The organism is Aliivibrio finisterrensis (assembly GCF_008933155.1).
GTDB lineage: Bacteria > Pseudomonadota > Gammaproteobacteria > Enterobacterales > Vibrionaceae > Aliivibrio > Aliivibrio finisterrensis.
In genome coordinates this window covers 1-14,611 of record NZ_WBVP01000025.1, presented here as the reverse complement: position 1 = coordinate 14,611, position 14,611 = coordinate 1, and the positions used below count along the sequence as shown (strand labels likewise).

10 protein-coding genes are annotated in these 14,611 nt (G+C 41.2%); 8 read left to right on the top strand and 2 right to left on the bottom strand.

The annotated features are described in order from the left end of the window. Position 1 precedes the first annotated feature (1 nt). The 7 genes from F8B77_RS15785 (at position 2) to tkt (ending at position 9,583) form a co-directional block, all read left to right on the top strand. Positions 2–973: a DUF58 domain-containing protein gene (locus F8B77_RS15785; protein ID WP_151656492.1), complete on the top strand. Its 972-nt coding sequence runs from the start codon at positions 2–4 to the stop codon at positions 971–973. After that, complete coding sequence (locus F8B77_RS15780) at positions 973–1,506, top strand: DUF4381 domain-containing protein (RefSeq protein WP_151656491.1); 534 nt, start codon at positions 973–975, stop codon at positions 1,504–1,506. Before F8B77_RS15785 ends, F8B77_RS15780 begins: the two co-directional genes overlap by 1 nt. Continuing rightward, positions 1,499–2,464: a vWA domain-containing protein gene (locus F8B77_RS15775; protein ID WP_151656489.1), complete on the top strand. Its 966-nt coding sequence runs from the start codon at positions 1,499–1,501 to the stop codon at positions 2,462–2,464. Before F8B77_RS15780 ends, F8B77_RS15775 begins: the two co-directional genes overlap by 8 nt. Beyond that, the gene (locus tag F8B77_RS15770) at positions 2,457–4,364 is read left to right on the top strand and encodes a vWA domain-containing protein (RefSeq protein ID WP_151656487.1); all 1,908 of its coding nucleotides are present in this window, start codon (positions 2,457–2,459) and stop codon (positions 4,362–4,364) included. The genes F8B77_RS15775 and F8B77_RS15770 overlap by 8 nt, the downstream gene beginning before the upstream one ends. A gap of 65 nt (positions 4,365–4,429) precedes the next feature. Next, positions 4,430–6,061 carry a BatD family protein gene (locus F8B77_RS15765; RefSeq protein WP_244298272.1) on the top strand — a complete coding sequence of 544 codons (1,632 nt, stop codon included), beginning with the start codon at positions 4,430–4,432 and terminating at the stop codon, positions 6,059–6,061. A gap of 388 nt (positions 6,062–6,449) precedes the next feature. Then, positions 6,450–7,400, top strand: a complete 951-nt coding sequence (tal, locus tag F8B77_RS15760; RefSeq protein WP_151656483.1) for a transaldolase — start codon at positions 6,450–6,452, stop codon at positions 7,398–7,400. Between the two features lie 191 nt (positions 7,401–7,591). Beyond that, positions 7,592–9,583, top strand: a complete 1,992-nt coding sequence (gene tkt, locus F8B77_RS15755) for a transketolase (protein ID WP_151656481.1) — start codon at positions 7,592–7,594, stop codon at positions 9,581–9,583. Positions 9,584–9,665: 82 nt separating this feature from the next. Here the strand turns inward: tkt and F8B77_RS15750 are convergent, their stop codons facing one another. After that, positions 9,666–10,322, bottom strand: a complete 657-nt coding sequence (locus tag F8B77_RS15750) for an NAD(P)H-dependent oxidoreductase (RefSeq protein WP_151656479.1) — start codon at positions 10,320–10,322, stop codon at positions 9,666–9,668. Positions 10,323–10,921: 599 nt separating this feature from the next. Between F8B77_RS15750 and F8B77_RS15745 the strand changes: the two genes are divergently transcribed. After that, entirely contained in the window at positions 10,922–11,122 is a 201-nt protein-coding gene (locus F8B77_RS15745; protein ID WP_151656477.1) for a hypothetical protein, read from the top strand. 425 nt (positions 11,123–11,547) lie between these two features. On the opposite strand, the gene F8B77_RS17550 is transcribed toward F8B77_RS15745, so the two are convergent. After that, positions 11,548–14,611, bottom strand: a 3,064-nt coding sequence (locus F8B77_RS17550; protein WP_167512839.1) for a hypothetical protein, incomplete at its 5' end; no start/stop codon positions are given.

The following is a 14,611-nucleotide window of genomic DNA, read 5'->3' as shown; positions in this document are numbered from 1 at the left end:
TATGAAAAAAACTACTCTATCGCTGCCACCATACTGTAATGGCGTTACCTTGTCACTTAATGAGTTGATTCACTATAAGAATCATTCGTTACAGTGGCTGCCGCCGTCCCAATCTGTGTGGTCAAAAATGAATGGCAGCCACCAAAGCCGACAAAAAGGCCGCGGTATGGATTTCTCAGAAGTACGTCAATACCAACCGGGGGATGATATTCGCTCGATTGATTGGCGTGTTACTGCACGTACCGGAAAACCTCACACCAAGCTCTACAGTGAAGAGCGTGAACAACCAACCATGCTGTTTATTGATGTCAGCGACACGATGCGTTTCGGCTCTCAACTACTGTTTAAATCAGTACAAGCTGCGCATTTTGCCAGTTTATTAAGCTGGATAACCTTAGCAGCAAAAGATCGCGTCGGTGGGATCATCTTTGATGGATTATCGACCTTAGATTGCAAGCCCTCTTCTCGTCAGAAAAGTGTGCTGCAATTTATGCAATCCATCATTGAGCAGCATAATACCAACAGTGGCTCTGAGCCTTTGGATATCGCGCAACAAGCCAGTTCCTTTGCCAACGGATTAAGCCAGTTGCAGCGTTTATGCCCTAAAGGCAGTGAGATTGTGATCATCAGTGATTTTTATGCGCTAACCGATGAGTGTAAGGCTATCTTCAGTCAACTGAGCAAACACAACCGTTTGCAGTTTGTTATGATTAGCGATCCGCTTGAACAAGGCTCCACTGGCTTTAATGGCACAGAATATGTCTCTGATAACAAACGTTCTGCATGGTTAGACTTTTCGTCCTCATCGACCAAAAAAGCCTTAGAGCAACAAGCCAATCTTCACAAAGCGTATGTGCAAAACATGGCAATGCAATTAGGTATTCAACTGCACTGTTTATCCTCAGGTTTGCCGTTATTATCGCAACTGACATCGTCACAAGAGCCATCACACCAAGATAAAGGGGCCAAATAATGTCTTTATCTTCAACCCAACAAGCACCAGCAAGCAACGTATTGCCATTAGCAGATATTCATTTACCACAAGCACCCTCATGGGGGTTATCTCTCACAGGTTATGGCGCAATCGTCTGTGTGTTATTACTGGTTATCGCCGTAGTTTGGTTTATACGTCGTAAACGCCAACAAGGCACGCTTAAACGTTTGGCATTAAAGCAATTAGCACAACTAACACCTCAACAAACCAGTGACATTGCGCGTTTATTAAAACAATCGGCATTGAGTCACTTTCCTCGTGAGCGCATTGCGTCATTGCATGGGTTAGCGTGGTGGCATTTTGTTGAGCAGCAACTCCCCGTGAAAAAACAGGCCAATGTTCATTTCTCATCTCGTTCTGACATATTAGAACTAGCTTTATACGGACAACAAGCATTATCAGAAACCAATCAACAACGTTTCTATGATGATGTACGTTATTGGCTATCTCATGCTTTACCGGTAAAAAAAGTAATAGCAACAACGTCAACAAAAGGACATCAACATGCTTGAATTCGTTTGGTGGTGGGCATGGTTTTTATTACCTATTCCCTTCCTGTTTTACTTTTTTGTGCCTGAAAAAGATGTAGGTACTGCGATTCACCTTCCTCGTCTTCCAGAGCAAGGCGAATATAAGCAACCAAATAAACGCATTAACATTGGTTTATTGTCTGTGGCTTGGCTGTTATTGATTACGGCCTTAGCGCGTCCGGTATGGTATGGCGATCCGGTTGATATTCAGCCTGAACACCGTGACATGATGCTAGTGGTCGATTTATCTGGCTCAATGGCGGAAGAAGACATGAAAACCGAAAATGGGGATTTTGTGGATCGCTTAACGGCCGTTAAAAAAGTCGTGTCTGATTTCATAGATGAGCGTAAAGGCGATCGTCTTGGATTAGTGGTATTTGGCGATCACGCTTATCTACAAACCCCACTCACCTTTGATAGAAAAACCGTTGAAGAACAACTTGACCGTACCGTTCTTGGGTTAGTCGGGCAAATGACCGCAATGGGTGAAGGCTTAGGACTCGCGACAAAAACCTTTATCGAAAGCAATGCTCCGCAACGAACCATTATTTTATTAAGTGATGGTGGCAATACAGCCGGAGTACTAGAGCCATTAGAAGCAGCGCAACTTGCCAAAGACAACAATGCCAAGATTTATACGGTCGGTATTGGTGCGGGTGAAATGCAGGTTCGTGGTTTCTTTGGCAAACAAACCGTCAATACTGCGCGTGATTTGGATGAGAAAACACTGACTGAAATTGCAACCATGACGGGTGGACAATATTTCCGTGCACGTAATGCTGATGAGTTAGCACAGATCTACCAAACCATCGACCAACTAGAGCCCATAACTCAAGCAACACAAACCTGGCGACCACATGAAGAGTGGTTCCGCTATCCGTTAATGGGGTATCTCTTTTTCTTCTTTATTATTGTGGGAGTAAGAAAGCGTCATGGCTAATTTTACTTTTCTCTATCCATTGTGGTTTTTAGCTCTTATCCCTCTTGGGGTATTGGTGCTTATTCAACGTAAAAACAAAAACACCACAGGGTTGATTGCACCGCACATTGCCAAACAATTGGGAATGACTCAAAAGACACAAGGCAATGGCTTTACGCTTGGACTGGTTTTAGCATGGTTATGTGTGACTACCGCCCTCGCTGGTCCTAGTTTTGGTTATAAAGACTCGCCGAGTTTTCAGCTCTCAGGTGCTCGAGTACTGGTGATGGATATGTCTCGCTCAGTGTATGCGACCGACGTAAAACCAAATCGTTTAACTCAAGAGAAATACAAAGCGAAAGATTTACTGCCCTATTGGAAAGAAGGCATGACGGGTTTAGTCGCTTATGGTGCAGACAGCTATCTAGTCAGTCCGTTAACTGAAGATAGCCAAACGCTCAATAACTTAATTACTAACCTATCGCCAGAGATCATGCCTTATAAAGGTAAGGGCAGTAACTTGTTAGCCGCAGTTGATCAAAGTATTGAGATGATGAAAAAATCAGGCCATCAACAAGGTGATATTGTTGTTTTGACAGATGGAATATCAAACCAACAACTTGATAAAGTGATGAGTCGTGTCAAAGGCAGTAAATGGCGAATCAGTTTATTAGGCATAGGAACCAAAAATGGTGCGCCAATTGAATTGCCTTCTGGTCAGTTACTCACCGATGCTTCAGGTAAAACGGTTGTCGCGACACTGGATTCCGATCCACTAGTCACACTGGCACAAGCTACCAATGGTGTGGCTCAGCTTATTCAATCAGATAACAGTGATATTGAAACCATTGCACGCTTAACTAAAACACCTTTAGAGCAAGTGACACAAAACAGTGATAACCAGGTGAACAGTCGTGCCAATCATGGTTATTGGCTGCTTTTCCCATTGGTACTTTTCTCACTGCTTTGCTTTAGAAAAGGCATGTTCTTAGCATTATTTTTGGTGTTATTGCCTGTCGATAAATCCATGGCAAGTACTGAACTATCAACTACATTGCTTTCTGATGATTACACTGCACATCAACAATTTGAGCAAAAAGACTATCAAGCAGCAAGCGAGCAGTTCAAATCCAAACAATGGAAAGGGGCTGCTCAATATAAAGCTGGCGATTATAAAGGCGCGATTGAGAGCCTAACGGGTCTTGAAGATACTCAATCTCAATACAACCTTGCGAATGCCTTGGCGCAAAATGGTCAACTAGAAGAGGCGAAAGAGAAGTATGAGTCTTTACTAAAAACCGATCCTGATATGAAAGATGCAAAAACTAACTTAGATATCGTCAATAAAGCGCTAGAGCAAAAACAGCAACAGCAACAGCAACAGCAAGACGATAAGAATCAACAATCGGATAAAAATAAAGACGACAAGCAAGATCAAAAACAGGATAAACAAAACCAAGAGAATAAAGGCAGCAAAGACGGCTCTGAGCAATCTTCAGATTCAAAAGACTCACCATCTCAAGATTCACAGCAGAATCAGCAGAATCAGCAGAATCAGCAGAAAAATGAATCTCAATCTGATGATAAATCACAATCTGATAAACAAGATAAGTCAGAAGCTTCTTCTCAAGAGCAGCAACAAAAAGATCTAGCTAAAAAAGAACAAGAGAAGAAAGACAAAGAGCAAGCTGCACAAACTCGTGATGAGAAAGAGAAACAACCTAAATCGGACGAAGAAAAAGAGCAACAAGCTCAAATGCAATCACAACAAGCAAAAGCCGACAGTGACGCTATTAAAACCGATCCTCGTCTACAAAAATTAGAGCAATCAGGCGCAAAAGAAGATGAACTGCTGCGCGCCCTATTGTATCTGCAAGCAAAACAACAAGAAGCACCACAAGCTTCTGAGAATGAATGGTAGTTTAAATGAGTATAAGACACATCAGTCCCTACTCTACTGTAAAGAGTTCGACAATGAAGGCTTCTATGAAAAAGACAGCGCTAATTAAGAAAGTGATTTTATTTGCCACATTATGCGTTAGTGGTATCTCTGCAAGTTACGCTCAGGCGATTGCGACGGTGAGTAAAAACCAAATCACTGAAAACGAAGTGATTCAATTAATGGTCTCTGTCGATAAAAGTGCTGATCAAAGTAAATTTGACCCTAGCCAACTGGCGCCTGATTTTCGCAGTGGCCAAGTCAGTTTTGGTAGCTCACGCTCATTAGTGAATGGCGACTATAGCGTACAAAGCCAGTGGACGGTTTCTATTGCTCCAACAAAAATGGGCACGCTAACCATTCCGAGTATGAATGTCGCTGGTGAGCAAACTAACCCAATAACGATTCGTGTGACTAAAGATGCGACCGCCCCAAAAAGCAGTGACGTAATCAAAGTCAGTGGCTCGCTAACTAAAGATGAATTGTATGAAGGTGAGACCGCTCAATTTGATGCCAAGATTGCTATCTTTGCGGATATTCGTCGCTTAAAAGATCCAAATATCATTACTCCACAAGGGAGTGGTATTGAGTTCTCTCCTATTGGTGAAAGCAAACAATACCAAACAGTGATTGATGGACTGCAAGCAACTGTGGTTGAACAAGCGTTTAGTGTCAGTGCAAATCAGTCAGGGAAATTGTATTTTGATGGTTTGGCATTCACAGGTGGGTTAATTCAAACTGACCGTTATGGCCGTAGTACTAAATTAATCCCACTAAACATCAGCCCAAAACAATATCAGTTAACGGTATTAGCAAAGCCCGCTGATTTCACTGGAACTTGGTTACCGGCTACAGATTTAAAATTAGGGCAGCAATGGTTAATTGATGGTAAACCATTATCAAATACCACAGTAGAAGCAGGCACTGCTATTACTCGTCAAATAACCCTAATGATGGCAGATGTTCCACCAGAGAAACTACCAAAGCTTGATATTGATTATCCTAAATCGGTTCGCATGTACGATGAGAAACCCTTAATAGGTAAAGACAGTCAAGGCAATAGTGTGATGACCATCAAGCAAGTAATCATCCCTCATGCAGGTGGCACCGTTAAATTACCAGCAGTTTCGATTCAGTGGTGGAACAGCACTACACGAAAATCTGAGACAGCAACACTCGATTCACTGACGTTAACAGTAACACCAAGCACTCAAGTTAATGAGCAAAAGATCAATACCCAAACAAATGCTCAACCAGAAACCATAGGAAAACGTGAAGTTGATCATGGTTTTTGGCCATATACCACCCTTGCTTTTGCTCTTCTTTGGTTATTTACCGCGATTAGTTGGGCTGTTAGCCGCACAAAAGTAAAGACAATAAACACATCTACCAATCAAAAAAGTATAGTGATAGGTAATGGCAGTAAAGCGCTTATCTCTGCTTTAAAACAAAATAATACAATTCTTGCTCATCAGATCCTTGCAGACCACTATAAACAGTGGAATGAACAAGGTATTGACGTTGCTGTTATTAAAGAGCTAATCACTCAATTAAGCCAACAACAATATGCAAGAGATACGAGTAATAGCTCTACAAAACAAATGATTAGCAATATAGAAAAGAAATTATCATCGACAAATAGACCATCAAACACAACCCCTGAACTTGAAAGATTATAACGATTCTTAATTTCATTATTTTTGACTAATTTAAGGCGGAACAACACTTAGTTGCCCGCCTTTTTTTCACCTTCGACTATAAAGCTTTATTTACCCTTAATCTTTCGGTATCCCTTATCAGCTCTAACTTCTTTATTTATAGTGCAAATTAATCCATTGCCATAAGCTTTGCTTATTTGCGCAAACGATCTCCCTCAAATATTCACATAAAAATTCATGTATTCTCACACTATCTTTCATTTTCCATTGACATCTGAGTCAGAAAACACAATTATCAACCTATCAAATGTTCACTACCATCGCATTTGCTCATAGATTACCGTGATGGCAGCGAGACCGACTTTCAAAGAAGATGCTAAATAGCATGTGATCAGTAAGGGTAAGTAGTATGACAACTAAATTAGAACAACTTCGTAAACTAACAACAGTAGTAGCAGATACCGGTGATATTGAAGCAATCGCAAAATACACGCCAGAAGATGCAACCACTAACCCTTCTCTAATTCTTAAAGCAGCTCAAATCGCAGAATATGCGCCACTGATTGACGCCTCAATTGAATACGCAAAAGCTCAAAGCAACGACAAAGCACAACAAGTACAAGATACATGTGACATGCTTGCTGTTAGCATCGGTAAAGAAATCCTTAAAGTCGTACCTGGTCGTATCTCTACTGAAGTAGACGCTTGTCTTTCTTACGACACTGAAGGCAGCATTGCAAAAGCGCGCCAACTGATCAAAATGTACAACGATGCTGGCATCACTAACGATCGCATTCTTATTAAACTGGCTTCAACGTGGGAAGGTATCCGCGCTGCTGAAGTTTTAGAAAAAGAAGGCATCAACTGTAACCTAACGCTTCTATTCTCTTTCGCTCAAGCGCGTGCATGTGCTGAAGCTGGCGTGTTCTTAATCTCTCCTTTTGTTGGTCGCATCATGGACTGGTACAAAGCAAAAGAAGGTCGTGATTTTGAAGCATCTGAAGATCCAGGCGTTATCTCTGTTGCTGGTATCTACAACTACTACAAAGAACATGGCTACAACACGGTAGTAATGGGCGCAAGCTTCCGTAACATCGGTGAGATCCTTGAACTTGCGGGTTGTGATCGCTTAACAATTAGCCCTGACTTACTTCAACAGCTTGAAGAAGCAACTGGCGAAGTGGTTGAGAAACTGATTGATACTAACGGCAACAAAGAGCGTCCAACTGCAATGACTCACGCTGAGTTCTTATGGGATCACAACCAAGACCCAATGGCTGTTGAGAAACTGGCTGAAGGCATCCGTAACTTTGCGGTTGACCAAGGTAAGCTAGAAGACATGATCGCAGCTAAACTATAATTTCTAGAAACTAGAACGCTTCGCTACTATAAGGGCAAAAGCAATCACGTTATAAGTAACATTCTCAACGTGCGTATTCCATGCTCTTATAGTTTCTAGAAGCGAAGCGTCTATAGTTTCTAGCTCGCCACCATATTCAAATCGGGTTGAACCTTTCAGCCCTTCATTTTCAAATATTCGAGTTAATCATTATGAACCGTAAACATCTAGCTAATGCTATTCGTGCTCTAAGCATGGACGGTGTACAACAAGCAAACTCTGGTCACCCTGGCGCACCAATGGGTATGGCTGACATCGCTGAAGTTCTTTGGCGTTCACACCTAAACCATAACCCTGCTAATCCTGAATGGGCTGATCGCGACCGTTTTATCCTATCTAACGGCCACGGCTCTATGCTAATTTATTCTCTGCTTCACCTAGCAGGTTATGAGTTACCAATTGAAGAGCTTAGAAACTTCCGTCAACTGCATTCTAAAACACCAGGTCACCCTGAGTACGGTTATGCACCAGGCATCGAAACAACCACTGGTCCATTAGGCCAAGGCATCACGAATGCAGTTGGTATGGCGATGGCTGAAAAAGCATTAGCGGCACAATTCAATAAAGAAGGCCACGACATCGTTGACCACTATACTTATGCATTCATGGGTGATGGCTGTCTGATGGAAGGTATCTCTCACGAAGCCTGTTCTTTAGCAGGTACGCTAGGTCTTGGTAAGTTAGTTGCTTTCTGGGATGACAACGGTATCTCTATCGATGGTGAAGTTGAAGGTTGGTTCTCTGACGATACACCTAAACGTTTTGAAGCATACGGCTGGCACGTAATTCCTGCTATCGATGGTCACGATGCTGACGCAATCAATGCAGCAATCATCGCTGCAAAAGCCGATCCTCGCCCTACTCTGATTTGTACTAAAACTATCATCGGTTTTGGTTCTCCAAACAAACAAGGTACACACGACTGTCACGGTGCTCCACTAGGCGCTGAAGAAATTAAAGCAGCGAAAGCACAATTAGGTTGGGAGCACGGCGCATTTGAAATTCCGCAAGAAGTTTACGCAGAATGGGACGCGAAAGAAGCAGGCGCAACTAAGGAAGCGTCGTGGAACGAGAAATTTGCAGCTTATGAAGCAGCATACCCAGAGCTTGCAGCCGAGTTTACTCGCCGCGTAAACGGTGATTTACCAGCTGAATGGGAAGAAAAAGCATCAGCAATCATTGCTGATCTTCAAGCAAACCCTGCAAACATCGCATCACGTAAAGCCTCTCAAAATGCACTAGAAGCGTTTGGTGCTATGCTACCTGAATTTATGGGCGGCTCTGCTGACCTTGCACCTTCTAACCTAACTATGTGGTCTGGTTCTAAGTCGCTTGAAGCAACAGACTTCTCTGGTAACTACATTCACTACGGTGTTCGTGAATTCGGTATGACAGCTATCATGAACGGTATCGCACTACACGGTGGTTTCGTACCATACGGCGCAACGTTCCTAATGTTCATGGAGTACGCTCGTAACGCTATGCGTATGGCTGCTCTGATGAAAATTCAGAATATCCAAGTATACACACATGACTCTATTGGTCTTGGCGAAGATGGTCCGACTCACCAACCGGTTGAGCAGATCGCTTCTCTACGTCTAACACCAAACATGAGCACATGGCGTCCATGTGACCAAGTTGAATCTGCAGTTGCTTGGAAACTAGCAATTGAGCGTCGCGATGGTCCATCAGCACTAATCTTCTCTCGTCAAAATCTTGCACAACAAAATCGTGATGCACAGCAAGTAGCTAACATCGCTAAAGGTGGCTACATTCTTAAAGATTGTGAAGGCCAACCTGAACTAATCTTTATCGCTACAGGCTCTGAAGTTCAGCTTGCAGTTGAAGCGGCGGCTCAACTAACTTCTGAGGGCAAAGCGGTACGTGTTGTATCAATGCCAGCAACAGATGCATTTGATAAGCAAGACGAAGCTTACCGTGAATCAGTACTTCCATCAGCTGTAACAAAACGTGTTGCTATTGAAGCGGGTATTGCTGATTTCTGGTACAAGTATGTTGGTTTCGGTGGCAAAATTATTGGTATGACAACGTTTGGTGAATCAGCACCTGCTGAACAATTATTTGAAATGTTTGGTTTCACTACTGAAAATGCAGTGAAAACAGCAAAAGAGTTATTAGCTTAATAACTTTTACTTAAGTTCATGTAGCAGCCACGTAAAAAGCCAGCATAATCGCTGGCTTTTCTTCATCTGAAGGAATAAAAAACTAAAGAATCGTAATCACATCTTCAAATGCCTTACGAGTCTTAGGCAAAGAGGCGTTGTAATCTTCACTTGGGTGATGGTAACCAATCGCTAAAGCAACATGACATTCATACCCTCCTAATTCATCAGTAAATAGTTCACTCAACAATTGTGAATCAACACCTTCCATTGTCGTAGAATCAATATGTAACCGCGCTAACGTATGCAAAGCATTACCAAGCGCCAAATACGTTTGCGGTTTAGTCCATGCTTTATGTTGACCATTCTCATCACAATTTAATTCTACGAATTTAAATGAACCAAAAGCCGCTTCTTTTTGCTCTTCAGTTATACGTGTATCTGCAACCGCTTTATTTAAAACCGCATCATAGTCATCACGAGTATACGAAAGTTTATGTGCAAATAAAATCACATGAGAGCATGCCTTTATATGATGCTGATTAAACTGATGTATATTAGCAAAGGAATCATGCATGCGTTGTTTTGCTTCATCCGACGCTATTACCACAAACTTCCATGGCTGTGAGTTTATCGATGACGCCGATAATCGCAACGCCTCAAGTAAGACGGCAAGATCACCTGCTGATACTTTCTTGCTCGGATCGTATTTCTTAGTTGTATAGCGACGCTCTAGATCGCTAATGATCTCATGCTGCATATTCACTCTGCCTATTTTTAATTCAATTACCTAGCTATTGAGAATAAATTACTCATCGAGTTCATTCTGACATACTATGAAATACAAGTTAACCGCCCTATTAAAACCAGACCTAATAATTAATCAGCCATTGTTACTTTATTCCTACCATTTTCTTTAGATAAAAAAGACGCTGAATCTGCAAGCTTATACGCTTTAGAAAATGAAATATCAGATTCAACAACACCCCCTATTGATACTGTAACTGGTCGCTTTTTAATAAGTTTTGAATCAATCGCTACACTTATTTTTCTGCTTTTGCTTCTAATTGCTGATAGTTATACGACTTAAATGTAATCAAAAATTCTTCACCACCCCATCTGTATAAAGTGAGCCTTTATCTCAATTTAAAGAATCAAAAATAATTTAAGCAACAGAAGCATTCAAGAAGTAAATACACCTAACCAATACAACAATTACATAAATGGATGCCCATAAAAATTACTGCTTTAAATTATTGATTATTGACTATTTGTATTTTTATAAGAGGTAAGTTTACCTTCTGCTAAAGAAACTATGTTAAGGTTTAAGAGAATTAAGTTGAAAGGAGAAGGATTACCATGAAACCTGAATTTATATACAAGGTACCCGCAGAGCTAGGAACAGAAGGCCAAGCAACTGCAGAAAGAGAAGCAAAGACACTTTACTCTGAACTATTAGATAAAGGTGCGCGAAACATGACCGAAATTAAGGTAGAGCTAAGAGACTCTGACATTGTTTCAAGCTGGGTAATTGATGGCGAAAGATATTATAATAATTGAATTTCTATACCTATTTAAAATAAAAAGGCCGCTTATTTGTGGCCTTTTGTCCTTTTGTCCTTTTGTCCTTTTATATTATGCAGGGACCATAGCTAATGCTAATGCATTCAGTGCGTTTGGTTCCTTATCAATCGATTTTTTCAATTAACGTATTACCAATTATCTCATCCCACCAATGACTCAAAAGGTGTTTTTTATTAATACCAATAACTACTGATTCTTTACTATCTAACGTAACAACAATTACTTCAATTATAAGGTGAAGTGTTAATATCTGGTTAATGTACTTCAATCTACTGATTTATATCAATGTACAAATCAGTACAGTCAGGTTGCTATCAAAACCGAGACTGCTCGTAAACAAGATAGTCCGTATGGTTAGTGCAACCACTCAGCCTCAGAAAACGTAATATATCGAGTTATTATCACTGTACTGACGTCCAATCCATACTCGCCAACGGAATGGTGATCACGCCATAATTTGCGGTATATAGTATCAAATCTCCTTGAGCATTAAACGTAACACTGGCGATTGCTGTATAAGGCAATAACTTTTCATTACGCAAGTTATACCATCTTTTACCACTATCAAAGCTGACATAAATCGGATGCTCGGTAGTGTTGGGCTTGTAATAAAACTCATCTTCACCAACAAAGCTAAACCACTGGCCAAACAAACTTTTATCATTAATTTGCACCGCAACAGCAATATTAGGCTGTGCCGGGTTAAACAATATTTCACTTAACCAAGGTTTACCCTGTCTACTTGCCTCAATTGGTAAGAATTGATTCGATAGACTCCAAGTAAGTTGATCGATTGGTGATGACGCCTGAGAATCATAATCAAAGCGATACAGACCACTTCGTCCTGCGATGAACAATGCAAAATTTAGATCATTGGGTTGATTGCCAACGTCTGGAATAAAGCTGATGCCTTTCTTAACATCTCCATAATAGAGAATCGAACGGATAGCGTAGGTTCGACCATGATCCGTTTCGTACAAGCCAGTATTCGGCAATAGATTCCAAGTAGCACCAGCATCATAAGAGACTGACAGACTTATATCTTTTGCTGTTTGTTTCTCATGATATGCCACGATTTTTTGTGGTTCGCTAGGGTGCACATCCATCACTATGTACCAGTTTTCTCTTACGCTACAGTCATCATTCATGCACAAATGACTGAATGTTTGGCCATTATCTCTAGAAACAAGGTTACCAATGTAGATATAATTTTGTCGCCAAAAACTGCGGCCCGCAGCGTTAAAGTTAATGTTATTACTGTTATTTAGCGTATAGGATGGAGAAAGATTATCTCCATTTAGCATGATAGGTGTTATCGACACCGTATCTGCCGCTTTGTCATAGTCTAAACGGACAAGGTAAGCAACTTCAGTATATAGGATATAAGCTGTAAATCCCGTGCTGGTACTTCTTAATACCGACGCCTGCCCGCGAGCTTGTGAGGCATGACTATCAACGATAGGCGCAGATTTTATTTTTAAATCTGTTATTTCCTGGCGAGTGAGATCATTAATTACGCGATAACTTTGTCCACCATCAACACTGTATTTAAAGCCATACTCACCAAAAGCAATCAATTGATAATCACCATCAATACTGGCTTCCATCACCCATTTATTTTCTGAACTGATTTGATCGGTTGAAAATGTTGCCCCACTGTCTGTTGTAACTAAAATCGGCTTCTCTTTACTGATCGGTATCATTCGAAAACTGGTGGCATCAATAAAGCCAATCGAGACACCTTGGCAACCTGTCGTTGTATTTAACAAGTATTGGTAGTCACCATTTTGAATAGCAGCGTACTGAGGATCTTCATAAATAGCGGAGGACATTGTCATGCTCGTCACATAATCTTCCCCAGTAAGCTCAACTGTGGTGCGATCAGTATACTGCCATGTTAATCCATCATCCGTAGTGACAACAACCGAGGTGCGTGTTTCCCCCCCTCTAAGCATCACCCACATATCGGGATTATACGGATTATTGGCAATGCTACAGACCTCTTGATTTTGAGCGGTAACACCAGGTGTAGCACTGTAATTGTCACAATAAGGATTTGACGTTTGTAGATCGCAAATCATATCGCCATATTCACTAATACGCGCAACATGACGACCGCCATTACCTTCCTCATTAACGTCTTTTTTATCAAAAAACAGTCCATACCCTTCTTTGCTACCGTTTTTAAAACTGATGTCTGCATATTTTCGCTCGACATTACTCGCGTTAAAATAATTATTGAGCAGCTGTACTTCAGTGATCTCGCCACCTGCAATAGTAAGACGATAGCCTTCACCATCAGGGGTATCGGTACTCACGGTACCTGAAGCAGAGTAATAAGCACTCGGTTTTGCTATAACAAAGAGATATTGCTCACCAGTGATACTGTCATGAGTAAGTGTAAGAGTTCGAATAAATGTATTGCTATCAAAGCTTGTGGTAAGTGTCGAGGCATAATAATTAGTCACAGGCTGAAAACTGACACCAGCATCTTTTGATATATACAATCCATCGCGGTGAGTTGCCAAAAACACCCAATCTTTAAGCTCTTGAGTGTGACCCCACAAGATACTGTTATTACCTAGAGGCTCCTGGGAAAGTCCAGCATAAGGATGCGCAAGAATCCACGTCTCACCTTTATCATGGGAGGTATATGCACCGAATGGGTGGCGAGGACTCAATGTGTTTTCATCCACAATCAAATCACGATTAGAGAAAATAGCTGTCATATAATTTTCATCAAAATTAGAAAAAGCAGCGGCTGCGCTGGAAAAGCCAGCGGGGGTATAAACAGGCGTAAAATATGGCGAGCTATCTTTTTTTAGCAGCAGCGCACCACGCATGTTACTACCCATAGCATACATATTAGGATTTACTTTCGATGTTACTAAGTAATTGTTTCGTTGAACCCGTGTAACACCAAAATTGTCGCTATTGGCTTTTGCAAGTTGTGTGGGGAAACCATCAAAGTTTGCTTGGTCTTTATCTATATGAAAAGTAGCTATTGTCCCCGTATCACCAACATTCCCCACTACCGTTGTCGCACTAATATACGCACTGATTTGTTGTTTACTCACAAGCCTATGTCGTTGTATGAGATCTTGAATATGCATAGCCCCTAATGCAGCAATACTGGCTTGGTCACTCACACCTTCATCTAATAACAACATCTCAGTAATCGGATAACGATGGGAGAATAATAGAATAAGTTTTAATATATTTCTTTCAGCCAACAACGTATTGCTTTGTATAACTTCATTTAAATAACCGACATCTTCCTGTTCAATTTTATTGAAACCAGCGTCTTGATATGTGGATAGCTCAGGAGCAGGAGCACCGACCTCTTGTTTGTAATACGCCAGCAACTGTCCTATCGCTGCTTTGCGTTTTTTTATGTGTTCAACCTTTGGAGATGCATTCTGAAATGGCTGTTCAAACACCATATCTATCTCATCCGATGACGTG

Excerpts from the sequence above, each read along its gene's own strand:
- F8B77_RS15765 (WP_244298272.1), top strand. The coding sequence starts at position 4,430 with ATGAAAAAGACAGCGCTAATTAAGAAAGTGATTTTATTTGCCACATTA.
- tkt (WP_151656481.1), top strand. The coding sequence starts at position 7,592 with ATGAACCGTAAACATCTAGCTAATGCTATTCGTGCTCTAAGCATGGAC.
- F8B77_RS15775 (WP_151656489.1), top strand. The coding sequence starts at position 1,499 with ATGCTTGAATTCGTTTGGTGGTGGGCATGGTTTTTATTACCTATTCCC.
- F8B77_RS15785 (WP_151656492.1), top strand. The coding sequence starts at position 2 with ATGAAAAAAACTACTCTATCGCTGCCACCATACTGTAATGGCGTTACC.
- F8B77_RS15770 (WP_151656487.1), top strand. The coding sequence starts at position 2,457 with ATGGCTAATTTTACTTTTCTCTATCCATTGTGGTTTTTAGCTCTTATC.
- F8B77_RS15745 (WP_151656477.1), top strand. The coding sequence starts at position 10,922 with ATGAAACCTGAATTTATATACAAGGTACCCGCAGAGCTAGGAACAGAA.
- tal (WP_151656483.1), top strand. The coding sequence starts at position 6,450 with ATGACAACTAAATTAGAACAACTTCGTAAACTAACAACAGTAGTAGCA.
- F8B77_RS15780 (WP_151656491.1), top strand. The coding sequence starts at position 973 with ATGTCTTTATCTTCAACCCAACAAGCACCAGCAAGCAACGTATTGCCA.
- F8B77_RS15750 (WP_151656479.1), bottom strand. The coding sequence starts at position 10,322 with ATGCAGCATGAGATCATTAGCGATCTAGAGCGTCGCTATACAACTAAG.